The 25435-nt window shown below is 63.8% G+C and carries 30 protein-coding genes; 13 read left to right on the top strand and 17 right to left on the bottom strand.

The window, feature by feature from the left end; translation table 11 throughout:
• Window positions 1–172: 172 nt before the first annotated feature.
• Window positions 173–649: an Lrp/AsnC family transcriptional regulator gene (locus AAG821_RS14405; protein WP_341914210.1), complete on the bottom strand. Its 477-nt coding sequence runs from the start codon at window positions 647–649 to the stop codon at window positions 173–175.
• A 138-nt stretch (window positions 650–787) separates the two neighbouring features.
• On the opposite strand from AAG821_RS14405, the gene AAG821_RS14410 reads away from it, so the two are divergent.
• The 3 genes from AAG821_RS14410 to AAG821_RS14420 are packed head-to-tail and all read left to right on the top strand — an operon-like array spanning window position 788 to window position 3334.
• On the top strand, window positions 788–1753 hold the full coding sequence (locus AAG821_RS14410) for a DMT family transporter (RefSeq protein ID WP_341914209.1): 966 nt from the start codon (window positions 788–790) through the stop codon (window positions 1751–1753).
• Between the two features lie 11 nt (window positions 1754–1764).
• A complete protein-coding gene (locus AAG821_RS14415) occupies window positions 1765–2142 on the top strand; it encodes a VOC family protein (RefSeq protein WP_341914207.1) in 378 nt (125 codons plus the stop codon).
• 1 nt (window position 2143) lies between these two features.
• Complete coding sequence (locus AAG821_RS14420) at window positions 2144–3334, top strand: aminotransferase class I/II-fold pyridoxal phosphate-dependent enzyme (RefSeq protein ID WP_341914205.1); 1191 nt, start codon at window positions 2144–2146, stop codon at window positions 3332–3334.
• On the opposite strand, the gene AAG821_RS14425 is transcribed toward AAG821_RS14420, so the two are convergent.
• Entirely contained in the window at window positions 3312–3722 is a 411-nt protein-coding gene (locus tag AAG821_RS14425) for a hypothetical protein (protein ID WP_341914203.1), read from the bottom strand. The two genes, AAG821_RS14420 and AAG821_RS14425, sit on opposite strands and share 23 nt — an antisense overlap.
• 146 nt (window positions 3723–3868) lie before the next feature.
• Window positions 3869–5062: a class I SAM-dependent rRNA methyltransferase gene (locus AAG821_RS14430; RefSeq protein WP_341914202.1), complete on the bottom strand. Its 1194-nt coding sequence runs from the start codon at window positions 5060–5062 to the stop codon at window positions 3869–3871.
• Between the two features lie 75 nt (window positions 5063–5137).
• On the opposite strand from AAG821_RS14430, the gene AAG821_RS14435 reads away from it, so the two are divergent.
• Genes AAG821_RS14435 through AAG821_RS14445 form a run of 3 tightly spaced genes read left to right on the top strand, consistent with a single transcriptional unit; the run spans window position 5138 to window position 6933 of the window.
• The gene (locus tag AAG821_RS14435; RefSeq protein WP_341914200.1) at window positions 5138–5548 is read left to right on the top strand and encodes an HIT family protein; all 411 of its coding nucleotides are present in this window, start codon (window positions 5138–5140) and stop codon (window positions 5546–5548) included.
• A 17-nt stretch (window positions 5549–5565) separates the two neighbouring features.
• Window positions 5566–5874 (top strand): SemiSWEET transporter, encoded by a 309-nt coding sequence (locus AAG821_RS14440; RefSeq protein ID WP_341914199.1) that lies wholly within the window; start codon window positions 5566–5568, stop codon window positions 5872–5874.
• A gap of 21 nt (window positions 5875–5895) precedes the next feature.
• Window positions 5896–6933 (top strand): TAXI family TRAP transporter solute-binding subunit, encoded by a 1038-nt coding sequence (locus tag AAG821_RS14445; protein WP_341914198.1) that lies wholly within the window; start codon window positions 5896–5898, stop codon window positions 6931–6933.
• Here AAG821_RS14445 and AAG821_RS14450 read toward each other — a convergent pair whose 3' ends face one another.
• On the bottom strand, window positions 6934–7608 hold the full coding sequence (locus AAG821_RS14450) for a glutathione S-transferase family protein (protein WP_341914197.1): 675 nt from the start codon (window positions 7606–7608) through the stop codon (window positions 6934–6936).
• Between the two features lie 111 nt (window positions 7609–7719).
• On the opposite strand from AAG821_RS14450, the gene AAG821_RS14455 reads away from it, so the two are divergent.
• Window positions 7720–9093 (top strand): leucyl aminopeptidase family protein, encoded by a 1374-nt coding sequence (locus AAG821_RS14455; protein WP_341914196.1) that lies wholly within the window; start codon window positions 7720–7722, stop codon window positions 9091–9093.
• Between the two features lie 2 nt (window positions 9094–9095).
• On the opposite strand, the gene AAG821_RS14460 is transcribed toward AAG821_RS14455, so the two are convergent.
• Window positions 9096–10637 (bottom strand): caspase family protein, encoded by a 1542-nt coding sequence (locus AAG821_RS14460; RefSeq protein ID WP_341914194.1) that lies wholly within the window; start codon window positions 10635–10637, stop codon window positions 9096–9098.
• Between the two features lie 263 nt (window positions 10638–10900).
• Between AAG821_RS14460 and AAG821_RS14465 the strand changes: the two genes are divergently transcribed.
• A complete protein-coding gene (locus tag AAG821_RS14465; RefSeq protein ID WP_341914193.1) occupies window positions 10901–11110 on the top strand; it encodes a hypothetical protein in 210 nt (69 codons plus the stop codon).
• Window positions 11111–11155: 45 nt separating this feature from the next.
• Here AAG821_RS14465 and AAG821_RS14470 read toward each other — a convergent pair whose 3' ends face one another.
• Window positions 11156–11632: a TfoX/Sxy family protein gene (locus AAG821_RS14470; protein WP_341914192.1), complete on the bottom strand. Its 477-nt coding sequence runs from the start codon at window positions 11630–11632 to the stop codon at window positions 11156–11158.
• Window positions 11633–11829: 197 nt separating this feature from the next.
• On the bottom strand, window positions 11830–12585 hold the full coding sequence (locus AAG821_RS14475; protein WP_341914190.1) for a GGDEF domain-containing protein: 756 nt from the start codon (window positions 12583–12585) through the stop codon (window positions 11830–11832).
• Between the two features lie 299 nt (window positions 12586–12884).
• On the opposite strand from AAG821_RS14475, the gene purE reads away from it, so the two are divergent.
• From purE to AAG821_RS14490, 3 genes are all read left to right on the top strand, one after another.
• Window positions 12885–13349, top strand: a complete 465-nt coding sequence (gene purE, locus AAG821_RS14480) for a 5-(carboxyamino)imidazole ribonucleotide mutase (protein WP_341914214.1) — start codon at window positions 12885–12887, stop codon at window positions 13347–13349.
• The gene (locus AAG821_RS14485; protein WP_341914188.1) at window positions 13349–14434 is read left to right on the top strand and encodes a 5-(carboxyamino)imidazole ribonucleotide synthase; all 1086 of its coding nucleotides are present in this window, start codon (window positions 13349–13351) and stop codon (window positions 14432–14434) included. Before purE ends, AAG821_RS14485 begins: the two co-directional genes overlap by 1 nt.
• Window positions 14435–14580: 146 nt before the next feature.
• On the top strand, window positions 14581–14955 hold the full coding sequence (locus AAG821_RS14490) for a hypothetical protein (RefSeq protein WP_341914186.1): 375 nt from the start codon (window positions 14581–14583) through the stop codon (window positions 14953–14955).
• A gap of 27 nt (window positions 14956–14982) precedes the next feature.
• On the opposite strand, the gene AAG821_RS14495 is transcribed toward AAG821_RS14490, so the two are convergent.
• Window positions 14983–15618 (bottom strand): COQ9 family protein, encoded by a 636-nt coding sequence (locus tag AAG821_RS14495; RefSeq protein ID WP_341914184.1) that lies wholly within the window; start codon window positions 15616–15618, stop codon window positions 14983–14985.
• On the bottom strand, window positions 15615–16148 hold the full coding sequence (gene def / locus AAG821_RS14500; RefSeq protein WP_341914182.1) for a peptide deformylase: 534 nt from the start codon (window positions 16146–16148) through the stop codon (window positions 15615–15617). Before def ends, AAG821_RS14495 begins: the two co-directional genes overlap by 4 nt.
• Window positions 16149–16350: 202 nt before the next feature.
• On the opposite strand from def, the gene rpsU reads away from it, so the two are divergent.
• Both rpsU and AAG821_RS14510 read left to right on the top strand, forming a co-directional pair.
• A complete protein-coding gene (gene rpsU / locus AAG821_RS14505; protein ID WP_144069020.1) occupies window positions 16351–16557 on the top strand; it encodes a 30S ribosomal protein S21 in 207 nt (68 codons plus the stop codon).
• Window positions 16558–16729: 172 nt separating this feature from the next.
• The gene (locus AAG821_RS14510; protein WP_341914180.1) at window positions 16730–18343 is read left to right on the top strand and encodes a PAS-domain containing protein; all 1614 of its coding nucleotides are present in this window, start codon (window positions 16730–16732) and stop codon (window positions 18341–18343) included.
• A gap of 3 nt (window positions 18344–18346) precedes the next feature.
• On the opposite strand, the gene AAG821_RS14515 is transcribed toward AAG821_RS14510, so the two are convergent.
• The 8 genes from AAG821_RS14515 to AAG821_RS14550 all read right to left on the bottom strand — a co-directional run bounded on the left by AAG821_RS14515 (window position 18347) and on the right by AAG821_RS14550 (window position 25408).
• Window positions 18347–19549 carry a cytochrome c peroxidase gene (locus AAG821_RS14515; RefSeq protein ID WP_341914178.1) on the bottom strand — a complete coding sequence of 401 codons (1203 nt, stop codon included), beginning with the start codon at window positions 19547–19549 and terminating at the stop codon, window positions 18347–18349.
• Window positions 19546–19944, bottom strand: a complete 399-nt coding sequence (locus AAG821_RS14520) for a hypothetical protein (protein WP_341914176.1) — start codon at window positions 19942–19944, stop codon at window positions 19546–19548. Before AAG821_RS14520 ends, AAG821_RS14515 begins: the two co-directional genes overlap by 4 nt.
• Before the next feature lie 8 nt (window positions 19945–19952).
• Window positions 19953–20783 (bottom strand): amidohydrolase family protein, encoded by an 831-nt coding sequence (locus AAG821_RS14525; protein ID WP_341914174.1) that lies wholly within the window; start codon window positions 20781–20783, stop codon window positions 19953–19955.
• Between the two features lie 128 nt (window positions 20784–20911).
• Window positions 20912–22024, bottom strand: a complete 1113-nt coding sequence (locus tag AAG821_RS14530) for a 5-methyltetrahydropteroyltriglutamate--homocysteine S-methyltransferase (protein ID WP_341914173.1) — start codon at window positions 22022–22024, stop codon at window positions 20912–20914.
• Between the two features lie 29 nt (window positions 22025–22053).
• Window positions 22054–22767: an ABC transporter ATP-binding protein gene (locus AAG821_RS14535; RefSeq protein WP_341914171.1), complete on the bottom strand. Its 714-nt coding sequence runs from the start codon at window positions 22765–22767 to the stop codon at window positions 22054–22056.
• Window positions 22760–23515, bottom strand: coding sequence for an ABC transporter ATP-binding protein (locus AAG821_RS14540; protein ID WP_341914169.1), 756 nt, complete (start codon window positions 23513–23515; stop codon window positions 22760–22762). Before AAG821_RS14540 ends, AAG821_RS14535 begins: the two co-directional genes overlap by 8 nt.
• The gene (locus AAG821_RS14545) at window positions 23512–24537 is read right to left on the bottom strand and encodes a branched-chain amino acid ABC transporter permease (RefSeq protein ID WP_341914168.1); all 1026 of its coding nucleotides are present in this window, start codon (window positions 24535–24537) and stop codon (window positions 23512–23514) included. The genes AAG821_RS14540 and AAG821_RS14545 overlap by 4 nt, the downstream gene beginning before the upstream one ends.
• Window positions 24538–24547: 10 nt before the next feature.
• Window positions 24548–25408, bottom strand: a complete 861-nt coding sequence (locus AAG821_RS14550; RefSeq protein WP_341914166.1) for a branched-chain amino acid ABC transporter permease — start codon at window positions 25406–25408, stop codon at window positions 24548–24550.
• Window positions 25409–25435: the final 27 nt, after the last annotated feature.

Consider the following 25435-nt stretch of genomic DNA (forward strand, 5'->3'; position numbering starts at 1 on the left):
ATGCGACCCGTGCCGGCCCGAACGGCCCGCACCGTCTCCGGCAGGCAGTCTGATAGGCAGGCAATATGGCGGCTTTACGGCGAACGCCGGACTATACGGTGGGGCCAAAAAAGAGTCGAGGGGACGGCGGTTTATCCCCGCTGGGCGGCATGCGGCACGACTGGCGGGCGGTTCAGCCCTCGGACAGGTGGTCGAGCGGCAGCGCGCCGTCGGTCTTGATCGGCCGGATGACGAAATTCGAACGGATGTCTTTGACCATCGGCAGCGACAACAAGCGCTGGGTCAGCAATTCCTCGTAGGCCGCAAGATCGGGTACCACCACCTCGGCGAAGAAATCCGCCTCACCCGACACCATATGCGCCGAGACAACCTCCGGGATCGCCTCCAGCATGCGCTGGTGGCTGGCGGCATTCTCGGCCGAATGCTTCTCCACCTTGATATCGACATAGACGGTGAGGCCGAGTCCGACCTTGCGGCGATCCAGCACGGCACGATAGCTGCGGATATAGCCCTCGTCTTCCAGCCGCTTGACCCGGCGCAGGCAGGGCGAGGGCGACAGGCCCACCTTTTCCGCCAGATCGACATTGCTCAGCCGCGCGTCTTGCTGCAGGGCGGCCAGGATTTTGCGATCAAGGGCGTCTAGGTTCATATTTGGCACTATCTGCCTCAGATACTGTCATTTATTGCCATATGTTGCTGAGATAATCATACAAACGGCAGAATTCGCAAGGACATGCCGGCCGGTTTGCGGCCATCCTGTGTCTGCCGACCGCACCGGAGTCTTCCCATGTCTGCCGACAGCAGCCTTGCCCCCTCCTCTCCCGCACCCGCCGGCCTGGGCGTCGCCGACCAGGGCCGGCTGCTGGGGGCCGCCGCCGCGCTGGCCACCGTGCTGCTCTGGGCGGGTGGCCTGGTCGCCACCCGCTTTGGCGTCACCGGCTCGCTGGCCCTGGGGGATGTCGTCTTCCTGCGCCTGCTGCTGCCGGCGCTGCTGCTGGTTCCCGTCCTGCTCCGCTTTCTCAAGACACCGGGCGGCACGCCGCGCGACGACCGGCGCCCCTTCTGGTTCATCATCCTGATTGCCGGTGCCGGCCTGCCCTTCATGCTGATCAGCAGCACCGGGCTGTTTTTCGCGCCCGCCGCCCATGCCGGTGCGCTGATGCCCGGCAGCATGCCGCTGTTTGCCGCGCTGTTCGCCGTGCTGCTGCTGGGCGAACGCTTCAACCTGCAGCGCCGCCTGGGCACCGGCCTGATGCTGCTGGGGGCCGTCGCGGTCGGCGGCTGGCAGGTGATCGACGGTACCGGCCAGGCCTGGCGCGGCGATCTGATGTTCGTGCTCTGCGGTGCGCTCTGGGCCAGCTACACCATCGCGCTGAAAAAGACCGGCATCGGTGCATGGCAGGCTGCCGCCCTGGTCTATGTCACCTCGTTTATCCTCTATGTGCCGGTTTACCTTCTGTGGTTCGACAGCCGGCTGCTAACCGCGCCGGTGTTCGAAATCGGCGTCCAGCTGGTACAGTCGGTCGCCTCGGGCCTGCTCAGCATGGCGGCCTATGGCTTTGCCGTGCGCCGGCTCGGCGCCGCACCGGCGGCGGCTTTTGCCGCCCTGACCCCGGCGCTGACCGCGCTGCTGGCGGTGCCGATGCTGGGCGAATGGCCCGAGCCGGTCACCTGGGCCGGTATTGTGGCCGTCAGCCTTGGCGTCGCGCTGGCCAATGGCGCGTTTTCCCGCTATCTTCCATCTAACCGATAAAGAGGTTAGATATGTTCGATCATATTTCCATCGGCGTCCGCGACATCGGCCGCTCCAGCGCCTTTTACGACGCCGCCCTCAAACCGCTTGGCTATACCCGGCTCTATGAAGGCGACTACGGCATCGCCTATGGCGCCAAGCAGCCGCAATTCTGGATCGACCGCACCGACAGTCCGGTACCCGCCGACCCGAAATCCTGTTTCCATCTGTGCTTCCGCGCCGAGAGCCGCGCGGCAGTCGATGCCTTCCACGCCTTTGCACTCCGGCATGGCGGCACCGATAACGGCCCGCCCGGCCTGCGTCCGCAATACACGCCGACCTATTACGCCGGCTTCATCCTCGACCCCGATGGTTATCGCATCGAGGCGGTGTGCTATTCTCCGGACTGAGATGCTCGAGCATATCGACACGGTTTTTGCCGCCACGCCATCGGCCCGCAGCGATGTCGAGATCTACCAGATGTGGGAGATCTTCAAGGCGGTGAATGCGCGGGTGAAGGCCGGCGGCAAGGTGATCAGCCTGCTGGCCGGCGAACCCACCCTGCCGCCGCCGCAGGCCGCCATCGCCGCGGCACAGGCGGCGCTCTCCAGCGGCAAGCCACTGGGCTATACCGAGGCGCTGGGCATCCCGGCCCTGCGCGAGGGCATCGCACAGCTGTACAGGCGCCGCCACGGCCTCGACATTCCAGCCTCCCGCGTCGCGGTCACCGTCGGCACCTCGGCAGGGCTGATGCTCGCCTTCCTCGCCGCGTTTTCCGCCGGCGACACGGTAGCCGTGGTCGAGCCCAGCTATCCGGCCTATCGCGGCACGCTGAAGGCCATCGACCTGATCCCCTATCGCCTGACCACCGATGCCTCGACGGGATATCGTGTGACGGCCGAGATGATCGCCGCCCTGCCCGCGCATGTGAAAGGCGTCGTCGTCGCCAGCCCGGCCAACCCCACCGGCACCATGCTATCCGGCGCCGAGCTGCGCGCGATCTATGCCACCTGCCGCCAGCGCGGCCTGTGGCTGATCGTCGATGAACTCTATCATGGCGTCACCTATGACCAGCCGGCCGAAACCGTGCTCGCCGCCGGCGACGATGCCATCGTCATCAACGGCTTTTCGAAATACTGGGGCATGACCGGCTGGCGGCTCGGCTGGCTGGTGCTGCCCGAACGGCTGGTGTCGCGCATTGAGGCGTTGCATGGCAGCCTGCAGATTTCCGCACCGACGCTGTCGCAGATCGCCGGTGTCGCTGCGCTGGAAGCGGATACCGAACTGGCGCCCCGCGTTGCCGCCTATAAACGCAACCGCGATGCCCTGCTGGCGATGCTGCCGCGCTGTGGCATCACGCGCTTCGCCCCGCCTGATGGCGCCTTCTATCTTTATATCGATGTCGGCGACTTCACCGATGACAGCGTCGCCTTCTGCAAGCGCATGCTGGAAGAGACCGGCGTGGTGGCCGCGCCGGGCGTGGATTTCAACACTGCCGACGGCCAGCGCTATATCCGGTTTTCCTTCTGCATGGATGCGGCCATCATCGACGCCGCCATCGAACGGCTGGAGCCGTGGTTCAGGGGCCTAAACCGACGCTGAACAGGGACGTGGCAAACAGCGGACGGTTGAAGTAGTCGTCATAGGCCGCGAGCCCCTGAGACCGCATGCATTGCGACACGCCGGCGTTGTAGCCGCTGTAATCATAGATCGGCCTGCTTTCCCAACGACAGACCTCCCGCTCGCGCCTGCAATTCTTGCCTTTCTTGTCGCAGCGGTCCCGTTCGGTCGTACATGTCTCATACCGCTCGCTACCCACTTGCCTGATCAGGTGACGATTCAGGTTTTGGCATTGCCGCCAGTCATCGTAAGCGGCATAGCATTGCTCCCTCTCCGGCAGTGACATGCAGTGGTATTGCGCGCAGCCGGGCAGAAATATCGCCAGCGCCAGCAGCACAGCGATACGGAGCAGAGGTTTGCCGGACAGCATGGTCGTCTCGGGCAGACATCCCTGCTTCAGCCGATCTTGCTGGGGCGGCGCGCCCGCCACGGGACGCGCCGGTTTTTATCGGAAGCCTGCCGGATGCAATGCTGTTGCTCGGCCGTGGCGGAATTGCGGCAGAGTTGCGCCCGGATTTAGTCGAGCTGCAGAATCTGCCATTTCAGATAGGCACTTTCCGGCAGATGCGGATGCACCGGATGGTCAGGGCCGGCGCCACCGGAATACAGGATGCGGCCAGTGCGGCCGGCCAGGCTGAGGCCAATCGCCACTTCCTTGCCAAAGACTTCACCCGGCAGCAGATGCGCGCAGCAGGCGACGAACCAGATCCCGCCGGGCCGGACCAGCGGCGCCGCCAGCTTGGCCAGCTTACGATAGGCCTTGGCGCCGGGACCGAGATCCTTGCGGCTTTTGACGAAGTTCGGCGGATCGGTGACGACGATGCCGAAGCTCGCCTTCTCGGCCTGTAACTGCTCCAGCGCCGGGAAGGCCTCTGCTTTCTCGAAGCGGGCGATGCGCCCGAGATTGTTGTCCTTGGCCGCCTGCACTGCCTGGCCGATGGCGAGTTCCGAACGATCGATGCCGCGCACGCTTTTTGCCCCCGCCTTGGCGGCGGTCAGCGCAAAGGCGCCGGAGTTGCAGTAGACATCCAGCATCTCCTCGCCCTTGGCGAGGCCGGCGATGATCGCGCGTGCGCCGGCGAGATCGAAATACCAGCCGGTCTTTTGGCCTTCCAGCAGATCGAGTGCGATCCGCACGCCGCCCTCCTCCACCATGGCCGGCGCATCGTCCAGACTGCCGGCGGCAAGCCGGATCTCGGGCTGCAGCCCCTCCAGCGCGCGCACCGGCGTGTCGTTGCGCAGCACCACCGCACGCGGCTTCAACACGGTATCCAGCGCTTCCAGCAGTACCGGCAGCAGATGCTCAGCACCGGCGGTATTGGCCTGTACACAGAGCACATCGCCATAGCGGTCGATGATGAAGCCCGGCATGCCGTCGGCTTCGGCATGCACCAGCCGGTAATACGGACGATCGAAGCAGCGTTCCCGCAAGGCGAGCGCGGCGCGCAACCGCGCAGCGAGGAAACTGGCGTCGACCGCGGTCGCGGTTGTGCTCCACAGCCGTGCCGCAATCAGCGAATGGGCGTTGAAACTGGCGGTTCCCAGCGAATCGCCCTGGGCATCGACGAGTCGCACAAGGCTACCGGGTGCAACCGCCTTGGCTTCGGCGTCCAGTGCAATCTCATTGGAATACACCCACGGATGCCCACCCCTAACACGGCGGTCTTCACGCGGTTTCACGCGCAGAACGGGCAACGTATTGAAAGTCATGGACAAATCCTCAGGACATCGGTATCAGCGCGGGACGGCATCGCGCCGCACAAAAAAGAAAGCGAACCTTAGTCGATGTTCACCCTGCACGACCAGTTGCGCCGCGACACTTTCGCCGTCTGTCGCATGAAGCTTTGCCTGGTCCAGTTGATGAACGACAGCCAGTATCCCTGGCTCATCCTGGTTCCTGCCGTTGAGAACATCACCGAGATCGTCGAACTGAGCGAAAAGCACCGCAAGCAGCTGATCAACGAGATCGCCCAGGCACAGCGCGTGCTGCAGCATGTGTACCAGCCACACAAGCTCAATGCCGCAGCCTTGGGCAATGTGGTGTCGCAGCTGCATGTGCATGTGATCGCGCGCTTCCAGGATGATGGCGCCTGGCCCGGCCCGGTCTGGGGCAAACAGCCGCCCAAGCCCTATGACGATGCGGCGATGCGCGCCACCGTGGCCAAACTGCAGAACGCCTTCATCACGCGCGTCTGAGCGCGTATATTGCCGGCATGACGTCCGAATCGATTGAAACCATCGGCCTGATCGCCGGGGCCCTGACCACGCTGGCCTATGTGCCACAGGTGGTGAAGGTGTGGCGCAGCCGCTCGGCGCGCGACATCTCGCTCGGCATGTTCCTGCTGATGAATGTCGGCATCGCGCTGTGGCTGGTCTATGGCCTGCTGATCGGCTCGCCCGGCCTGATCGCTGCCAATAGCGTCACGCTTGGCCTCACCGCCGCCGTGCTGGTGGCCAAGCTGAAATTCGACCGGCCGGGGAAAGTCTCCGCTGCAGAAACCGCCGGCTCGACTGGTCCTTAGGCCCGGCGTATAACCGACGGCATGCCCAGTCATGCTATCCGCCGTCGTGACTTCCTGCTCGGCTCGACTCTGGCCGGTGCCGCCTTCGTCGCGGCACCCGGGCTAGCCGCCCCCGCCCCGGCGAAAGATAACGGCGGCTTTTTCCGCATCCTCACCGGCTCGGCCCATACCACGACATTCCCGGTCGGCGTGACGGTGGCCTCTGCCATCTCGAATCCTCCTGGCAGCCGTCCCTGCGAGAAAGGCGGCAGCTGCGGCGTGCCCGGCCTGATCGCCGTGGCCCTGACCAGCCAGGGTTCAGTCGCCAATCTGGCCGCCATCGGCAATGAAAGCATCGAATCCGGCTTTGCCCAGGCCGATCTGGTCTACAGTGCCTTCCAGGGCGAAGGCATCTACTTCCGTCGCTCCAAGCAGGCGAATCTGCGCGTGCTGGCCAACCTGTATCCCGAGACCGTGCATCTGGTGGTGCGGCGCAACAGCAACATCACCGATATCCGCGAACTGGCCGGCAAGCGCGTGTCGATCGACCGCACCGGCTCGGGCACGCGCTTCAATGCGGAGATCATCCTCGCCGCCTATGGCCTGCGACTGAACCAGATCCGCCTGCTCGAAGTCGATCCCGGCGAAGCGGCGGAGCTGATGACAAAAGACCAGCTCGATGCCTTCTTCCTGATTTCCGGCCAGCCGGCACCGACGGTGAGCGACCTGACCGACCGCGAGATCGCCCGCGTGGTGCCGTTATCGGGCCGCCAGATCGAAGGCGCATTGCGCCGGCACCAGTTTTTCACCCGCGACTTCATCCCGGGCAATACCTATCGCGATGTGCCGGAAACCGAGACGCTCAGCATCGGCATGCAGTGGATCGGGCCGGAAAGCCTGGACCCAGATCTAGTCTACGAGCTGCTGCGCGCCCTGTGGCATCCGCGCAATCGCAAGATTCTCGATGCCGGCCCGGCGATGGCACAGCGCATCCGGCTCGGCACCGCCCTGCTCGGCGTCAGCGTGCCTTTGCATGCCGGGGCCGAACGCTTCTATCGCGAGATGAAACTGATTACGTAATCAGTTTTCGGGCAGCGGCGCCTCCCGGGCCGCCGCCGCGCACCATTCCTGCATCGCCGGCAAGGCATAGATTGCATTGACATAGGCTTCCGACACCGGGTCGAGCGCCACACCATAGCTGCGCAGCCGCGTTGCCACCGGGGCGTACATCGCATCGGCAAGGCTGAAGGCACCGAACAGGAAATCACCTTGCTTGCCAAAGCGGCCACGGCAGTCCTGCCAGATCTGCTGCACGCGGGCGATATCCAGCCGCGCCTCCTCGCTGGGGGTTACGCCCTGCTGGGCGGCCGGGCTGAGCTTGGCGATATCCATCGGCAGCTCGCGGCGCAGCGGCACAAAGCCGGCGTGCATTTCGCTCATCACGCTGCGCGCCACGGCACGCGCCCGGGTATCGGTGGGCAGCAGCTTGGCATCGGGCCAAGTCTCGGCGATGTAGTCGCAGATCGCCAGGCTTTCCCACACCGTCAGGTCACCATGCTTGAGCACGGGCAGCTTGCCAGCCGCCGAATGCAGCAGGATTTCCGCCTTGGTTTCCGGTCGGCGCAGCACGATCAGCTCTTCCCGGAAGGGCTGGCCGGTCGCCTTCAGCGCCAGCCAGGGGCGCAGGCTCCAGCTCGAGTAATTCTTGTTGCCGATAACGAGAACAAGATCAGCGTTGGGGGTGAGATCGCTCACGATAGGCTCCGCGTCAGGATGCGTATTTCCCAAATTGGGCAGGCACCTTATAGACGAGGGATCGCCCGCCGCCCATATTCATATTGAACCATTCCAATGCCGAGGATTGCCGTGCCTGTCACCCTGATTGCCAAATCCGCCGCCGCCATTCCCGTCGAGACTCTGACCGCCAAGGCCTGGGTCACGCGGGCGTCCCGGGAAAAGGGCATGGTCGCCGGACTGGCCGAGGCGCAGGGTTTCAAAGCCAAATCCGGTCAGGTGCTGGTACTGCCCGATGCCAAAACGGGCAAGCCCGCCCGCGTGCTGGCCGGCATCAGTGAGGCCCCCGACCTATGGTCCTTTGCCGCCATCGCCGGCGCATTGCCGGCGGGCGACTATAAGCTCACGGATACCAAAGCCGGTGACGCCGCGGCCCTGGGCTGGGCACTCAATGCCTATCGCTTTGACCGCTACAAGAAGATCGAAAAGAAAACCGTGCGCCTGGTCTGGCCGGCCAAGGCAAACCAGCAGCGCGTGAGCGCACTGCACGACGGCATCGTGCTGGCGCGCGACCTGATCAACACGCCCTCCGCCGATATGGGCCCGGCGGAACTGGCCGAAGCCGCGCGCGGCGTGGCGCTGGTGGGCGGCGCGGAGTTCAGCACCATCATCGGCGACGACCTGCTGGAGCAGAACTACCCGATGGTGCATGCCGTCGGCCGCGCCAGCGTGCGCCTGCCGCGCCTGATCGACCTGCGCTGGGGCAACCCGAAGCACCCGAAGCTCACCCTGGTCGGCAAGGGCGTGTGCTTCGATACCGGCGGCCTCGACCTGAAACCTTCGGCCGGCATGCTGCATATGAAAAAGGATATGGGCGGCGCCGCCGTGATGCTGGGCCTGGCCGCAGCCATCATGGCGATGAAGCTGCCGGTGCGGTTGCGCCTGCTGATCTCGGCCGTCGAGAACAGCGTTTCGGGCAACGCCTTCCGTCCGGGCGACATCCTGACGAGCCGCAAGGGACTGACCGTCGAGATCGGCAACACCGATGCCGAAGGCCGCCTGGTGCTGGGCGATGCCCTGGCCGAGGCCGATAGCGAAAAGCCCGACTGGCTGATCGATGCCGCCACGCTCACCGGTGCGGCCCGCGTGGCGGTCGGTCCCGATCTGCCGGCGCTCTATGCCACGGAAGATGCGATGGCGCAGGCCCTGCTCGACGCCGGTTTAAGTGCAGCCGATCCGCTGTGGCGCATGCCGCTGCATGCTGGATATCGCGAGTATATCGAAGGCAAGGTGGCCGATATCACCAACTCGGCCGATGTGCCGTTTGCCGGCTCGATCACCGCCGCCCTCTTTCTCAAGGAATTCGTCACCAAGACGAAGTCCTACGCCCATCTCGACATGTTCGCCTGGAATCCGCGCCCGCGCCCCGGCCGCCCGCTGGGCGCCGAAGCCACCGGCCTGCGGGCGCTCTATGCCGCCATTGAAAAGCGGTACGGCAGGCGCTGACCTCAGGTCTTGGAGATGTAGCGGTAGTCTTCGATGATGACCTTGTCATCGACGATCTTCAGCACATAACCGAAGACGGCCGTGTAATTCGACCAGAGCGGAATGCTGCCAAAGGCATGGCGGCCAAAGCGCGCACCCTCAACCAGCACATTCACCTTGCCGCTTCCGGCATCGACGATGTCCTGCAGGACGGCCTTGTAGAAGCGCAGCCCGGTGATCGAGTCATTGGCCGGAATGATATTACGATAGACCTCGAACTGATCGTCCATATGCTTCTTGATCGCCGCCTGGATGGCCGGCCAGTTCTTCTGCAGGGTGGCCTCGAAGTCTTCGGTATTGACAATCGGTGCCGAAACGGCCGGCGTGGATGACTGGGGCGCTGCCTTCAGGCTCGCCACCGCGGTCGGCGGTGCCGATGGTGGCGGTGCCGATGGTGGCGATGCTGCTGGTGACGGTGCTGGCGATGACGATGCCGGCTGCGGGGGCGCGGCAATCACCACCGCTGCTGCGGGCGCCGTGGCAACCGGGCCCGTCACCGGCGCCGGCGCCGAAGCGGCCCGCACCCTGCTACCCGGGTCAGGCAGGTTGGAAATGCGGATGCGCGCCAGCTTGTTGAAAGCACCATTCGGGTAATTCTCGATATAGGCCTGGAAGTCACGGGCATCCTGGCTGTCCTTGATCGAATTCCAGAAGGCGATCTCGGCCGCATTGTCATTGAAGCCGGGCGACGGCACCGGCGCCGACAGGGCCGCAACCTGCGGCGGTGGCGAAGGTTTGAAAGAGAATTCACCAACCACCGACGAACTTTCCCACGGCGTCTGCTTGCCCTGGGTGCGCTGGATCACACGGGCCCGCGCCTGCTTGAAGGCTTCCTCCATCGATAGGCCGGGCCGCTTGATCGCCGCCACCAGTTCCGACGTATAGATGCCGTTGGCGCCATCGCCATCATTGGCCACCGAGCCCGGCGCGGTGGCATAGGCTATCATCGTGCCGGTCGGCGCCGAGATCGCAGCCAACCCGTTGCTGACCGAGCGGAAGCTGCGCTGGAACGGATTATTGCGACAGGCATCCAGGATCACGATGTTAAACTGGTTCTTCGCCGTCGCCATGCGCGCCATCACATAGGCGACATCCATGGATTCGACTTCGACCTCTTCCTCGCTTTCGATGCTGGCCTTGACCGGGATCAGGTAATTGCTGCCGCGCACCTGCATGCCATGGCCGGCGAAGTAGAACAGGCCGACAGAGCCGTCGCGCAGCTTGCGGCCGAACTCCACCACGGCACGCTGCATGCTGACGCGGTCAGCGTTCTCCAGCACCTGAACATCGAAATCCAGTTCGCGCAGCGTGGCCGCCATCATGCGTGCGTCATTGATCGGATTCTTCAGTACGCCATCGGCATAGGCATTATTGCCGATCACCAGCGCCAGGCGCTTGGAGGTCGCCTGCGCGGGATCTGCCGCCAGCAGGGAAGCTGCTGCCGCCAGGATGGCCGCCATGCCGATGCAGAATCGGCCGATCCGGGATTGAACGAGCCCGCCCATGGCGCCGCTCCTGCCTCTTGTTTGCCTCGGAGACCCTCTTCGGATCGCGGGTAGAATACTACAACTCATCCCGGAATCATCACAACTTATGAGTACAAATCTGCCCGATCCGGCCACTGAGCCCGTCTAAAAAACCCCGTATGCCGGTCACAATGCGATCACAGGGGGTCACAGCCTTGTCGGCGGCGGCGGCGCACGCCCTCGACTAGTCTCCGGCCATGCAGTCGTGACACGCCACAAGCACATAAGAAAAGGAGACAATCATGGCTTTCCCCGGTGTTGCCTTCTTCATCGTATTGGCCGTCATCCAGTTCTTCATCGTCGCGGACGGTTTGGTGAGCTGGTTCCATGTCGATTGGCTGGTGGCCGCCAACCTCTCGGCCATGCTGAGCGGTCTGCCGTTGCTGATCATCTTCATGCTGGCCCGCGAGCGGCGGCTGCGTGAAGACCGCATCCAGCGCCAGTCACCCTGAACCGCAGCCTTCGCCATTTTAGCCCGAGCCCGGCCAGATGCGGCGTCATCGCACCGGCCGGGTTTTGGTTTTCCCAACCAGCTTTTTTGCCGCATTTTTACTGGCTTTTTTCTTGGCGGTGGGTTTCTGCGCCACGGCTTTTTTGGGCATTATTTTCTTTGGCGCAGCCTTCCTGGCTGCAGGTTTGGCGGTGCGGCGCACGGCGGCCAGCGCGTCGCGCATCCAGTCGCGCAGATCGTCGGCATCCAGCAGCACATCCTCGGGCAGTTCATACCAGCGCGGCACCATGCGGGTTTCGCTCTTGCGCGCATAGGTGAAAGGCCCCATGCCGGCGGCCTCGAAACGCGGCCGGGTCTGATCGTCGACGACGAAGAACAGTGTGCCGCGCAGAATCACCGCGAACATCTCGCCATCGATGCGAAAGCCATGACCGCCAAACAGCCGCTCGCTCTGCACCGGCCCCATGCCGGCGGCCGCCATGCAGTCCTGTACATACGCGACGAAATCCCCGTCCTGCGCCAAGCCCCCCTCCTTGAAATTGGATAATTGTTCACTATATGTTCTAGCAAACCTTGCCGCAAGATGCAAGCGGCTTTCGCGACCAGAATCTGGTTTTAGCGCGGTTTAACCAGGAATAAGCCGGAATAAGGATCGAATAAGCCCAAATAAGATGGAGTTAGAGTCAAACCGGATGAAATCTGGCAGGCTGGGCCACCAGCTCAGGCCCGCGCCGTGCGGCGTGACAGCTTGTGGCTGTACATCATCTGGTCGGCGGCCGCCAAAGCCGCACCCGGATCCTCGCCGGGCTTGAGCGGGTAGACGCCATAGGCCGCATCCAGCGGCAGCGACTTGCCTTCCCAGTGCAGCGGCCGGCGGCGAATCGCCTCGGCCAGATGTTCAGCCTTCTCCCGGCCCTGCTGCGCATCGGTCTCGCTCAGGATGACGCCATATTCGTCGCCGCCGAGCCGGGCGGTGACGTCGAATTCGCGGGTGTTGTCGAGCAGGATCTGGCCGACCTGGATCAGGGCCGCGTCGCCGGCCCCATGGCCGTGTTTGTCGTTGATCTCTTTCAGGCCGTTAAGATCGAAATAGATCAGGCAGGACGGCCGACCATAGCGTTCGACATGCGCCATGGCGCGCGACAGCTCGCGCACGAAGGCGCGCCGGTTATACAGCGGGGTCAGCGTATCGCGGTCGGCCAGGCGCTCGAGTTCGGCCAGTCGATGCCGCGTGCGCCCCAGCTCGCCGCGCAGCTGATCCACCTCGCCCATCAGCCGCACGATCGCATCGCGCACGCGCGGCGTCAGTTCAGGTTCGGGAATCCCCATCACGGTGGCGGTGGCGGCCGGGTTGACGGCCGCGGTGGCTGGTGCGGCAGCCGGACCGGAGGAGCCAACGACAGGGCGCGCGCTGCCACCCGACCCGATAGGAGTCGTGGTACCCAGCCCGACCGGTCGACGGTCCTCGATCTTCACTATGCCTCGCTTTCCAGGCATTGCCGTCTGTGGCGGCAGTCTGCGTTACTCATGCCGCAGTAAGCGTTAACAAAGCATGGATCGCACGGCCTTGCCACAGCAGGAACCGGCCCCGCTTTCCCGACATTCGGCTCAATCCCGAGGTCCGGCTTTACACCCTGACCCCGCTCCCTATAATCCGCCGCTTTCCGCCGCAGGAGTAACTCATGGCGCCGCGTAAAGGTTCGCCAGCCAAGGCCCGCACTGGCAAGGCCCCCCAGGGGAAGTTCCCCGCAGGGAAGCCTGTGGTCGGCATCATCATGGGCAGCCAGTCCGACTGGGCCACCATGGAGCATGCTGCCGCCGTGCTGGCCGCGCTGAAGGTGCCGGCCGAGCATTGCATCGTCTCGGCCCATCGCACGCCGCAGCGGCTCTATGACTATGCCAACAGTGCGGATCAGCGCGGCATCCAGGTGATCATCGCCGGCGCCGGCGGCGCGGCCCATCTGCCAGGTATGGCAGCCGCCATGACGCATCTGCCGGTGCTCGGCGTGCCCGTGGAAAGCAAGGCGCTGAAGGGACTCGATTCTCTGCTGTCGATCCAGCAGATGCCGGGCGGCATTCCGGTGGGCGCACTGGCCGTTGGCAAGGCCGGCGCCATCAATGCCGGCCTCCTGGCGGCCGCGATCCTGGCGCTGAACGATCCGGCACTGTCCCAGCGCCTGCAGGCCTGGCGCGCCAAGCAGACCAAGGCCATCAAGCTCAAGCCGAGCCGCGGCAAGTAATGGCCGCCCTTCCGCCCGGCAGCATTATCGGCATTCTGGGCGGCGGCCAGCTCGGCCGCATGCTGGCGATTGCGGCGGCGCGGCTGGGCTATCACTGCCACATCTTCGCGCCGGAAGCCGATCCGCCGGCGGCCGAGGTGGCTGCGAGAGTCACCCGCGCCGATTACACCGATGCCGCCGCGATGGCGAAATTCGCTGGCAGCTGCGCCGTGGTGACCTACGAATTCGAAAATATCCCCTTCGATCCGGTGGCCGCGATCGCCAAACTGGTGCCGGTGCGCCCGGGCACGGAAGCGCTGCGCATCAGCCAGGATCGCCTGTTCGAGAAGGATTTCTGCAACAGCCGCGGCATCGGTACCGCGCCCTATCGCCCGGTCGCCAATCCTGCCGATCTGTGCAGCGCGGTCACCCCGCTCGGCCTGCCGCTGGTGCTCAAGACCCGCCGCATGGGCTATGACGGCAAGGGCCAGGTCAAGATCGCCAGCACCGAGGATACCGCGCCGGCCTTCGCCGCGCTGAAATCCGACGCGCTGATCGCCGAGGGCTTCATCAGTTTCAGGCGCGAACTGTCGGTGGTGCTGGCACGCGGCAGCGACGGCCGCATCGTGTCCTGGGGCCCGGTGGAGAATATCCATCGCAACCATATCCTGTGGCGCACCTACGCGCCGGCGCGGATCGAACCGGTGCTGGCCGCCGAAGCCGAACGGATCGCCGCCAGCCTGGCCGAGGGCCTGGACTATGTCGGGGTCATGGCGGTCGAACTGTTCGACTGCGGCGACCGGATCCTGGTCAACGAGATGGCGCCCCGCGTCCACAATTCCGGCCACTGGACGCTGGATGCTGCCGTGACCTCGCAGTTCGAGCAGCATATCCGGGCGATCTGCGGCCTGCCACTGGGCAGCGGCGACCGGCTCTGCGACGCGGTCATGGAAAACCTGATTGGCGACGAGGTGAATGCCTGGCCCGCCCTGCTGGCTGAGCCCGGCACCAAGCTGCACCTCTATGGCAAGGCGGAAGCCCGGCCCGGCCGCAAGATGGGCCATGTGAACCGCCTCTACCCCACCGGTAGTGCCCCACAACCATAAGCCACAATGATGCCGTTACGTTCCGCTTGCGGTCGGACAATCAATCCCTATATTATTGGTTAATATTTATTAACCATGCTGTCGAGAACGACGGTATTGCCGTTTCCTGGGCCCAGAAGCGCTCAAAGGTTCGGTGAGATGCGGTCATGGCGATCGAGGATGTCAGTGCAGGCTTAGCCGGCGTTGCGAGAGTTCCGCAGCGGTCGGCGAAGAGTGCCCTGATCAGCAACACGGACAATCCTGCTGTGCAGCAATATGCGCAGGTGAGTCACTTTACCTCGTATCTGGCTGATGCACCGCCGCCGGTGGCGGAAAACCCGCCGGAGAAACAGCCTGAGCCGCAGACCACCGCCCAGGCTTTCGAGAGTTACTTCGGTACGCCCTCCAGCAGCGCCAGCAGCAGTTCAAGCTCGGCCCTGACAGAGCCGCCGCCAGCGGTTCTGAATTACACCGCCAAGGGCACGACCAACCTGCTGCAGAAGCCGAGCCAGGCCGGCCAGTTCCTCAGCCTCTCCGTCTGAGTCCCCAAATTTCCGTATATTGAACCGTCAGGCCCGCCGCAGGTTGCGGAACGGGTTCGGCAGTTTTTCAACCAGCTTGCCAAGCCGGCCCTTGGCCTGCTGGATGCGCATCACATCGGCCAGCCGGCGGTCGAGAAATGCCGCGGTGCCGGCGAAACCCTCCGACTTGTCGTCCAGCCAATGCAGCAGGGTTGCGGCATAGACGCCGGCCAGCAACATGCGCTTGCTGTAGAAATTGAAGTCCGTGGCGGTATCACCGGCGGCATACCAGATCGCATCCACCGTGCGGTACACTTGCCGCAACATGCGCGGGGCATGCTGCGGCAGGGCTTCCAGCGCCAGGGCGCGGCGCACCGCCTCGCGATGTGGCGCCACGATCTCCAGCCGCGTCAGCACGGCAAGTTTCACCCGGTCGCGCACCTTCATCGCAGCAAGGTCATGGCTTTCCAGCGCCCGCAGCATCGCCGCATCGGTTTCCGTCACCCAGAAATCCAGCGCCGCGGCAGCACCGCCGGGAAAAGCCCGGCTCGCCATGCCCGCGTCAAAGCCGCAATCCTGAGCCGCCTGCGCCAGGGTCTTGCCGCTCCAGCCATCGAAGGGCACATGCAGCAGCATGGCTGCCAGCAGTGCCCGCTTTTCGGTCAGCAGATGCTCGTCGCTCATTCTTCAGCCTCCTGCGGGCGCAGACTCGCGCGATGCCGCAATTCGCTTTCAAAGACCAGATCGCGCAGGTCGGTCATCCGCTGGGGATACAGGATGCCGTCGAGATGATCCAGCTCATGCTGGACCACCCGGGCATGCCAGCCGCCCACCTCGCGTTGAAGGGCCGTGCCGTCCGGCAGCGTGCCCTCATAACGGATGCGGGTATAGCGCGGCACCAGGCCGCGCATCCCTGGCACCGACAGGCAGCCCTCCCAGGCCATATCCTGCTCGGGCCCGAGCGCCTCCCAGCGCGGATTGACCAGAGTGACCAGCTCGCGCTCGCCATCGCCCTCGTCAGGGGTCAGAAACACCGCCACCCGCAGCGGCACATGCACCTGGGGCGCGGCCAGACCCTGCCCCGGCGCATCGACCATGGTATCGACCATATCGGCGATCAGCTGGCGGATTTCCGGTGCGGTCGGGTCCGCCACCGAGTCGGCCGGGCGGGCCAGGACCGGGTGGCCCATCTTTGCGATCTTGAGAATTGCCATGGCCGGAAGCCTAGGCCAGAGTGCCGGCGCCGCCAAGCCGCCAGATCACCTATTTCCACCAATGACTTAAGACCCAGTGAATAATGCTCCCGGATATCCACAAAGTCGCTTCACAAAGCCGGGACAGCGTGTTAGAACCCGCCACTTGCCGGAGCCTAGCTCCGCAAACGGAATTCTATTGACCCGAAAGGATGGACCCCTCGTGCAGGTCTTGGTTCGCGATAACAACGTTGATCAGGCGCTCAAGGCGCTGAAGAAGAAGATGCAGCGTGAAGGTATTTTCCGCGAGATGAAGCTGCGCGGTCATTACGAGAAGCCGTCGGAGCGTCGCGCCCGCGAGAAGGCTGAAGCCATCCGCCGCGCCCGCAAGCTGGCCCGCAAGCGCGCCCAGCGTGAAGGTTCGATGTAATCGGACTGCGCGTTATTCGCGTTCTGAACGAAGCCGCCGCAAGGCGGCTTTTTTCATGCCCAAAAGGCATTCCACGATCACTTAGCAGCGATAGTCCTGCTTTCCGCCATTTTTTTCCTGCGCGGTCCGGTTTAGCTTAAGGCAGCGGTAAACAATCAAGGAGCTGGGCGGCGTGCACCAGAATGTGCAGCTCCTGCAGGGTCTCGACCATCTCGATCAGGGCATCAGCATCTTTGACAAAGAGCTGAAGCTGATCGCCTGTAACCGTCGTTATCTGGAACTGCTCGAATTCCCACCCAGTTTCGGCACGGCCGGCACGCCGGTGGAAACCTTCTACCGCTACAATGCCATGCGCGGCGAATATGGCCCCGGCGATGTAGACAGCCAGGTGAGCGAACGCATCGCGCTGGCGGCAAAATTCCAGCACCACCATTTCGAACGCGTGCGCCCCAACGGCACGGTTCTGGAAATCCGTGGCAATCCGCTGCCCGGTGGCGGCTGGGTCACCGTCTACAGCGACATCACCGAACGGCGCCGCCATGAGCAGGATCGCCGGGTTGAGCTGCATGACAAGAACCGCATGCTCGATGTGGTTCTGGATACGATCAGCCACGGCATCACGCTGTTCGATACTGACCTGAAGCTGCTGATGTGCAATCAGCGCTTCCTGCAGATGCTGGATTATCCGGCAGAGCTCGGCCGTCCAGGCACGCCGTTTGAAAGCTTCGTGCGCTGGAATGCAGAGCATGGCGAGTATGGCCCGGGTAATGTGGAGGCCATGATCGCGGAGCGCGTGGCACTGGCGCGGCAATTCAATGCCCATCGTATCCAGCGCCGCCGCCCCAATGGCCGCGTCATCGAAGTGATCGGCACGCCGATCCCCGATGTCGGCTTTGTCACCTCCTATTCCGATATCACCGAGCTGCGCCGCGTCCAGGACCAATTGCGCGAATTGGCCGATACGCTGGAAGCCCGCGTCGATGAGCGCACCGTGGCGCTGACCAAATACATCGCCGAGCGCGAGGCCACCGAGCGCGAGCTGCTGCATGCCAAGGAAATGGCGGAAGTCGCCAACCGGTCGAAGAGCGCCTTCCTCGCCAATATGAGCCATGAATTCCGCACGCCGCTGAATGCCATAATCGGCTTTTCGGAATCGCTGCTGGCCGGCTATTTCGGTGCCATGCCGGCAAAGCAGTTGGAGTATGTGGATGACATCCGCAAGTCCGGCGAACACCTGCTGCAACTGATCAACGATGTGCTGGATCTGGCCAAGGTAGAAGCCGGGCGCATGGAACCACATATCGAGTCGCTCAATCCGCATGCCGTCATCGTCGACAGCCTGGAGATGATGCAGATGCAGGCCGATCGTGCCGGCGTAGAACTGAGTGCCGACGTCCCCGACGGACTGCCCCAGCTGCAGGCCGACGAACGCATGCTGCGGCAGATGCTGCTCAACCTGCTCAGCAACGCCGTAAAATTCACGCCACGTGGCGGGCGTGCCTGGGTCGCGGCCACGCTGACCGACCGGGTTCTGAAAATCGCCGTGCATGATACCGGCGTCGGCATGACGGCGCAGGATATCCCCAAGGCGCTGGCGCCCTTCGGCCAGGTGCGTGGTGTGCTGAGCCGCGAGCATCAGGGCACTGGCCTGGGCCTACCGCTGGTGAAATCGCTGGCCGAACTGCACGGCGGCACGCTGGATCTGGAGTCGCAGCCCGGCAAGGGCACGGTGGCGACGATCAGTCTTCCGTTGCGCAACGCTGCGGCAAAAATCCTGCACGCCTGAGCTTCACCGACAGGCGCTGGCGGCCTCGCGGCGCAGGGCTTCATACCGCTGCGCCGTGTCATCGGGCACGCTGAGCGATTCCAGAAATTCCAGCAAATCCCCGGTTTCAGCGTCGCTGAGCCGCAGCGGTTTCAGGATCGCCTCGCCATCGGCATGCAGGCGATCCTCATCAAGATCGGAATAATGCCCGATCACATCGCGCAGGGTGGCCTTGCTGCCGTCATGCATATAGGGCGCGGTCGCCATCAGGCTGCGCAGGCTGGGCACCTTGAATTCCCCCCAGTTGCGATGCAGCTGCACGACATGACGCACCGGGATGGCGGCGGAGCCGGCCGGATCATCGTTATGGCGCCCGAGCAGATTGAAGGGACTGGCCAGCACCTGGGCAATGCCGCCATGACGACCGGGATCCACCCGGCGTGGCTGGCCAGGATCCCTGACGAAGAATGGCAGGCCGGTATCATGGAATTCACCGTTGCTGAAATTCGCACCAGTATGGCAGGTGGCGCACTGGCCGCGCCCGATGAACAGCGCCAGACCGCGCTGCGCCCTGGCCGGATAGCGCGCCATGGCGGCGCGATTATTGGCCGCCAGCGCATCGCGGTAATCGTCAAACGGCGTGCGCGGCGATGCCAGGGTTTCCTGGAACGCTGCCAGCGCCTTGGCAGCCAGCACCAGCAGGCCTTCGTCATCCAGCATCATCGCGGCCGGATCGGCCTGTCGCGCCAGACAAGCCAGCGGACGATCCTCGCGCAGCAGCCGTGCGGTTGCGGCCACCGAGCCGCCCATTTCGGTTTCAGCCAGAATGGGGCGAATGGCCGCTGCCCACAGGCTGTCATTGGCGCCATCCCAACCGAACCAGCGTTGCAGCCAGGCGTTCAAGAGACCCGGCGTGTTGCGGTCGAGCCGATGCAGGCCTTCGCTGCGCGCTTTGGCTTCACTCCAGCCATGCTGCGGCTGATGGCAGGACTGGCAGCTGATCGCGCCATTGGCGGAAAGCCGGGTCTCGCCGAACAGCACGGCGCCCAGCCGGATCGCCTCAGGCCTGCCCGACAGGCGATTGCTGCGATCAGGCGCGACTGCAGGCGGCCAGGGTCCATGGCTGAGGATACGGTCGGTCTGGTCGGCATCGAAGACCGGTGCCTCCGATGCCTGTGCCGTACCGCACAGGATCAGCAGCAGGCAGCCGGCCACGAACCGCTTCATCGGGCGTTGATACGGAAACTCAACCGCTCACGCTGCGGCGCGCCGGCGAAGTCGAACACGAATTCCCATTCGCCCGACATATGCAGCAGCAGGCCTTCGGCGCGGTAATGCCCCCAGTCCAGCTTGGTGAGTGTAGGCTTGTAATTCATGCCATGGCGATGGGCCGGCATCGTGGCATCCACCGCCGCAAGACGCGGCAGTTCGGCCATGCGGGCATTGCACAGCCTGATATCGAGTGCAAAAGGCGCGTTGAGCGGGATCGGTGCCGGCATGGCGAGCACTACGAGGCGGAACTGCGCCCCCTCCACCACCCGCGCCTGCGCCGGCACCTCGCCGCAGGCCCAGACCGAATGACAGGCCAGCAGCAGCGCCAGAGTGAGGGCAAGCAGACGCATGACAAATTTCAGCGGTCGGCCTTGAAGCCGGTGCGGGCGAACAGCGCCTCGGCATTGCGCCAGGCGATACGTTCGGCCAGCGGCGCCGGCAGGTCGGCCAGCCAGGCGCGCGACCACTTGGCATGCTCTTCGATATAGTGCCAGCGCTCCGGCGTGAAGGTATCGGTGCCGACCATGAAGCGGTCTGGGAACTCCTCAAACAGCGCCCGCCAAGCCGGATCGACCTTGCCATTGGAGGCATGGTCATTGCGGAAGGCCAGGTCGGCCCACAATGCCGGATAACGTTTCAGCAGGTCGCGCACGCCATCGGGCCGGTCGAAGCCGGAATGGGCCCAGAGGATGAGCGCTTGCGGATCTTGCCGGAACAGGCGTTCGACCGCATCGGCATCGCTATGGGCATGCAGGAACAGCTTATGCTGCTTGGCGAGTTGCACCATGCGGCGCGGCACCGGCAGGTCGGCATCGGCGCCATAGAGGTGGAATTCGCCGATCCCGACATAGCGATACTGCGCCAGCCGGGCTTCCATATGCGTGATGACACTGTCATCACGGAACCAGGTGCTGATCTCACCACGACTGCGATAAGGCCGCAGTTCGGGCACAATAATGTCGGGCGCCGCCTGATAAAGCCGCTGGGTACCCTCGTCGCTGGAACTGGAGACCAGAACCTTGCGCAGGTTGGCCTTGCGCAGGATGGCGATGGCCTCCGCCGTGGGCAGGTTGTCCCAGGCATCGTGGCTGTAATGCACATGGGCATCGATCAGCGGCAGCATGACAGGCTGGGCCGCGGCAGGCAGCGCCGCCCCGAGCAGAATTGCAAATATGCCGTATCGAATCATGGTCAGCTCCGTTTACGCGGATTTTACGTCAGAAAACCGTCGGCGCCATGGTCACAATCCCGATAGCAGGCAAAGAAACGGCCCCGCAGTCGCCTGCGGGGCCGCCAGATACCATATGTAACCCGGTCTCAGGCCTTGCCCCAGACCTCTTCGGCAATTTCGACGATCATACGCAGTTTGGCCCACTGTTCTTCTTCAGCCAGCACGTTGCCCTCCTCGGTGGAAGCAAAGCCGCATTGCGGGCTGAGGCAGAGCTGGTTGAGATCGGCGAATTTCGCCGCCTGCTCGAGCCGGCGCTTGATGTTGTCCTTCGATTCCAGCTGGCCGGTCTTGGAGGTGACCAGACCGAGGATGACGGTCTTGTTGCCCTTGGGCAGGTGGCGCAGCGGTTCGAAACCGCCCGAACGCTCGTTGTCATACTCCATGAAATAGCCGTCGACCTTGATGGTATCGAGCAGCGTCTTGGCGACCGGTTCGTAGCCGCCCTTGGAAATGAACGTGGAGCGGAAATTGCCGCGGCACAGATGCATGGAAATCACCATGTCGCTGGGCCGGTCGGCAATCGCGGTGTTGATCATCTCGGCATACTTCTCCGGCAGGCTGTCCGGATCATCGCCACGCTGGCGCGACAGCTCACGCTGTTCAGGATCGCAGAGATAGGCCAGATTGGTCTCGTCCAGCTGCAGATAGCGGCAACCGGCATTGGCGAAATCCTGCACGGCCTTTTTGTAGGCCTGGCCGAGATCGTGGAAGAAATCGTCGAGATTGGGGTAGATGTCCTTCGGAATCGCGTTCCGGCCGCTGCGGAAATGCAGCACGCTGGGCGACGGGATGGTCATCTTCGGGGTTTCCTTGGTGTGCGCCTTCAGGAACCTGAAGTGATCGACCATCGGATGGCCCGAATAGCCGATCTTGCCCTTGACCTTGACGCCTTCGGCGCGCGTCTGCACGCCGGAGAACTGGATGCCCTGTTCGGCATGGGTGTAATACTCGACGCCATCCAGGAAACCGAGGAAGTCGAAATGCCACCAGCTACGGCGAAACTCGCCGTCGGTGATGCTCTTAAGCCCCACCTCTTCCTGCTGCTTGATGACTTTCTTGATTGCCTCGTCTTCCACCGCCTTCAGCCTGGCAGCGTCGATCTTGCCGTCTTTTTTCTGGGCCCGGGCTTCCTTCAGAATCTGGGGACGCAGCAGGCTGCCGACATGGTCGGCGCGGAATGGTGGTTTGTTGCGTTGCATCGGTTTCTCTCCCTCACTTTTGATGAAAATCAGTGTGCGCTATCGGAAACGGCGAGCCAAGCCTCCAGCTTCGACGGATCGTCGCGCAGATCGGCGCTTTTCGCGGTATGCACGATACGACCACGTTCCAGCACCACCACCTGGTCGGTGATCGGCAGCAGCTTGCGGGCATTCTGCTCGACGATGATGGCTGACAGCCCCTCTTCCCGGGTGATGCGACGGATCGCCGCCAGCAGCTCCTCGACAATGATTGGCGCCAGACCTTCCAGCGGCTCGTCCAGCAGGATCAGCTTCGGATTCAGCATCAGGGCGCGGCCCACGGCCAGCATCTGCTGCTCGCCGCCCGACAGCTGGTTGCCCATGTTGCGGCGACGCTCGGCCAGCCGTGGAAACATCTCGAAGACCTGCTGCACGCCCCAGCGACCGGGTTGCGCGACGGCGGTGAGGTTTTCCTCCACCGTCAGGGATTTAAAGACATTGCGCTCCTGCGGCACCCAGCCGATGCCGGCGGTGGCGCGTCGGTCGGAGCGATAGCCAGTGATATCGGTGCCGTTGAGGCCGATCCGGCCGCCGCGATAGCGGGTGGCGCCGATCAGGGTGTTGATCAGCGTGGTCTTGCCCGCGCCGTTGCGCCCCAGCAGGGCGAGCGAGTCGCCGGCCGCCAGGGTGAAGCTGACGCCTTCCAGCACGATGGCCTCGCCATAGCCGGCGCGCAGATTCTCGACCGTGAGAAGCTCAGACATCGACCACTTCCTCGCCGAGATAGACTTTCTTCACCCGTGGGTCGCGCGCGATGTCCGCCGCCGGGCCTTCAACAAAGAGGCCACCATTGACCAGCACCGAGATGGTCTTGGCAAAGCGGAATACCAGCTGCATGTCATGCTCGATCAGCACCAGGGTGACCGATGCCGGCAGGGCCGCGATGACATCGAGAATCTGGTGCCGTTCGGTTTCCGGCACACCGGCGGCCGGCTCGTCCAGCAGCAGCACGGCCGGTTTGCCGGCAAGTGCCACGGCGATTTCCAGCAGGCGCTGCTTGCCATAGGCGATGGTAGCAGTGCGCTGGTCGCGCACGTCGATCAGGCCGAGCTGCAGCAGTAGCGCCTCGGCCTCGTCGACCAGATCCTTGCGGCCGCCGATCGGGCGCCACCAGCCGGTGGCTGCATCCTCGCGCTGGGCAATCGCCAGCACGATGGTCTGCAGCGGCGTGAGATCGGGAAACAGCTGGTTGATCTGGAAGGTGCGCGCCAGGCCGAGCTTGACCCGCTTGTAAGACGGCAGGCCGGTGATGTCGGCGCCCTGCAGCAGGATGCGCCCCGAGGTGGGCTGCAGCACACCGGTCAGCAGGTTGACCAGCGTGGTCTTGCCCGCCCCATTGGGCCCGATCAGCGCATGCCGTGCTCCGGCCGGCAAGCTGAAGCTCACATCATTGGTGGCGATCAGGCCGCCGAAGGCCTTGCACAGATTCCGGGTTTCGAGAACCGCGGTCACTGTGCACCGCCTGTCTTGAAGCGGCGCGCCAGCCAGTCGCGACCGGTCTGATAGAATCCGATCAACCCGCCACGGCCGAACAGCACGGTGAGCACCAGCACCAGGCCGACCCAGAACAGCCAGTATTGCGGCGTGATGGCTGCCAGCCAGTCATACATGATCTTGAAGGCGATGGCGCCGATGACCGCGCCCCACAGCTGGCCGCTGCCGCCCAGCACCAGCACCAGCATCACATCGGCAGAGCGATGGAATTCCAGCACATCGAGCGAGACGAATTGCGTGGTCTGCGCCAGCAGGGCACCGGCGATGCCGGCATAGGCCGCAGCAATAGTATAGATAGTCACCAGCCGCAGATCGGTCGGGATTCCCATGGCGCCGGTGCGCAGGGCATTGCCCTTGATCGCGCGCAGCAGCAGGCCGTATGGCGAATTGACCAGGCGGCGCGCGATGTAGAACAGGATGAAGAGCACCGCGAGGCTGTAGGCATAGGCGGTCTTGCCGAAGATATCGAATTCGAACAGGCCCAGCACCGGCCCTATGGTCACACCGGTGAGGCCATCGGCGCCGCCGGTGATGTTACTGAATTTGTTGGCCAGCTCGCGCAGGATCAGCGCCACGCCCAGCGTCACCATCAGCTTGGTCAGATCACTGCCGCGCAACACTAGGAAACTGGTGACGAAGCCGAGCAGGGCCGCAACCGCGCCAGAAATCAGCAAACCCGTGATCGGGTCGTGCAGACCGTGCTTGCCCAGCAGGCCGGCGACATAGGCACCAAGGCCGAAGAAGGCCGCATGGCCGAGCGAGACAATCCCGGCATAGCCGAGGATGAGGTCGAGCGAGAGCGCAAACAGCGCCAGGATGGCGATCTCGTTGAGCAGCAGAACCTTGCTGGGTGCTAGCCAGAACAGCGACAGGGCAACCAGCCAGAACAGAATTTCCAGCGGGCGCCAGCGCGCCGGCGCCAGCAATGTGCCGCTGGCGGTGCTGGTGTCGGGTTTGAAATAGGCGAGAAAAGCAGACATTGCAAAAACCTCAGCGCGCATTGACGCGGCCGAACAGGCCTTGCGGTCGCACGATCAGCACCACCACCATGATCGTGTAGATGATGAAGCTGCCGACCGTGGGTACATAATATTTACCGGCCACATCGGCCATGCCGAGCAGGATCGAAGCCAGGAATGGACCGGCCAGTGTAGTGGTGCCGCCGACGCTGATCACCACCAGGAAGTAGATCATGAACTTGAGCGGAAACGTGGGGTCCATGCCGAGGATTTCCGCGCCGAGCACACCCCCCAGGCCGGCCAGGCCCGAGCCGAAGGCAAAGGTGAAGGTAAAGATCAGGTTGACGTTGATGCCCAGGCCGCGGGCGACGCGGGCATCATCGACGGCGGCGCGCAGCTGACTACCGAAGCGGGTCTTGCTCAGGATCAGCTGCAGCACCAGGGCCAGCACCAAGCAGATGGCGATGACGAACAGGCGATAGATGCCGATGCTGACACCGAGCACATCGACGCGCCCCTGCAGCGACGGTGGCAGGGTGATCAACTGCTGCTGGGCGCCCATGAAATAGTCGATCGCGGATACCGCCATGAAGACAAGGCCGATCGAGAACAGCACCTGGTCGAGATGGCTCTTGGTATAGAGCCGGGCATAGAGGGTGCGTTCGAGAAAACCGCCCAGCACGGCAGATGCAAGAAACCCGGCAGGCAGGCAAAGATAGAAGGAAACCCCAAAACGATTCATCAGCACGACGGTGAGGTAACCGCCGGCCATGGCGAAAGCGCCATGGGCCAGATTGATGAAGTTCATCAGGCCAAGCGTCACCGACAGGCCACAGGCCAGCACGAACAGCACCATGCCATAGGCAAAGCCATCAAAAAAAATGGTCAGCACGAAACTCTCATACCTGGCTGTCTATCC

The sequence above is a fragment of the Ferrovibrio terrae genome (assembly GCF_943372915.1).
GTDB lineage: Bacteria > Pseudomonadota > Alphaproteobacteria > Ferrovibrionales > Ferrovibrionaceae > Ferrovibrio > Ferrovibrio terrae_A.

Bases quoted from the DNA above. Each gene is read 5' to 3' on its own strand.
- AAG821_RS14430 (WP_341914202.1), bottom strand. From the start codon at position 5,062: ATGACTTTCAATACGTTGCCCGTTCTGCGCGTGAAACCGCGTGAAGAC.
- AAG821_RS14410 (WP_341914209.1), top strand. From the start codon at position 788: ATGTCTGCCGACAGCAGCCTTGCCCCCTCCTCTCCCGCACCCGCCGGC.
- AAG821_RS14495 (WP_341914184.1), bottom strand. From the start codon at position 15,618: ATGAGCGACGAGCATCTGCTGACCGAAAAGCGGGCACTGCTGGCAGCC.
- AAG821_RS14535 (WP_341914171.1), bottom strand. From the start codon at position 22,767: ATGTCTGAGCTTCTCACGGTCGAGAATCTGCGCGCCGGCTATGGCGAG.
- AAG821_RS14525 (WP_341914174.1), bottom strand. From the start codon at position 20,783: ATGATTCGATACGGCATATTTGCAATTCTGCTCGGGGCGGCGCTGCCT.
- def (WP_341914182.1), bottom strand. From the start codon at position 16,148: ATGGCAATTCTCAAGATCGCAAAGATGGGCCACCCGGTCCTGGCCCGC.
- AAG821_RS14530 (WP_341914173.1), bottom strand. From the start codon at position 22,024: ATGCAACGCAACAAACCACCATTCCGCGCCGACCATGTCGGCAGCCTG.
- AAG821_RS14420 (WP_341914205.1), top strand. From the start codon at position 2,144: ATGCTCGAGCATATCGACACGGTTTTTGCCGCCACGCCATCGGCCCGC.
- AAG821_RS14460 (WP_341914194.1), bottom strand. From the start codon at position 10,637: ATGGGCGGGCTCGTTCAATCCCGGATCGGCCGATTCTGCATCGGCATG.
- AAG821_RS14445 (WP_341914198.1), top strand. From the start codon at position 5,896: ATGCCCAGTCATGCTATCCGCCGTCGTGACTTCCTGCTCGGCTCGACT.
- AAG821_RS14465 (WP_341914193.1), top strand. From the start codon at position 10,901: ATGGCTTTCCCCGGTGTTGCCTTCTTCATCGTATTGGCCGTCATCCAG.
- AAG821_RS14515 (WP_341914178.1), bottom strand. From the start codon at position 19,549: ATGAAGCGGTTCGTGGCCGGCTGCCTGCTGCTGATCCTGTGCGGTACG.
- AAG821_RS14425 (WP_341914203.1), bottom strand. From the start codon at position 3,722: ATGCTGTCCGGCAAACCTCTGCTCCGTATCGCTGTGCTGCTGGCGCTG.
- AAG821_RS14490 (WP_341914186.1), top strand. From the start codon at position 14,581: ATGGCGATCGAGGATGTCAGTGCAGGCTTAGCCGGCGTTGCGAGAGTT.
- purE (WP_341914214.1), top strand. From the start codon at position 12,885: ATGGGCAGCCAGTCCGACTGGGCCACCATGGAGCATGCTGCCGCCGTG.
- AAG821_RS14520 (WP_341914176.1), bottom strand. From the start codon at position 19,944: ATGCGTCTGCTTGCCCTCACTCTGGCGCTGCTGCTGGCCTGTCATTCG.
- AAG821_RS14405 (WP_341914210.1), bottom strand. From the start codon at position 649: ATGAACCTAGACGCCCTTGATCGCAAAATCCTGGCCGCCCTGCAGCAA.
- AAG821_RS14435 (WP_341914200.1), top strand. From the start codon at position 5,138: ATGTTCACCCTGCACGACCAGTTGCGCCGCGACACTTTCGCCGTCTGT.
- AAG821_RS14415 (WP_341914207.1), top strand. From the start codon at position 1,765: ATGTTCGATCATATTTCCATCGGCGTCCGCGACATCGGCCGCTCCAGC.
- AAG821_RS14485 (WP_341914188.1), top strand. From the start codon at position 13,349: ATGGCCGCCCTTCCGCCCGGCAGCATTATCGGCATTCTGGGCGGCGGC.
- AAG821_RS14545 (WP_341914168.1), bottom strand. From the start codon at position 24,537: ATGTCTGCTTTTCTCGCCTATTTCAAACCCGACACCAGCACCGCCAGC.
- AAG821_RS14440 (WP_341914199.1), top strand. From the start codon at position 5,566: ATGACGTCCGAATCGATTGAAACCATCGGCCTGATCGCCGGGGCCCTG.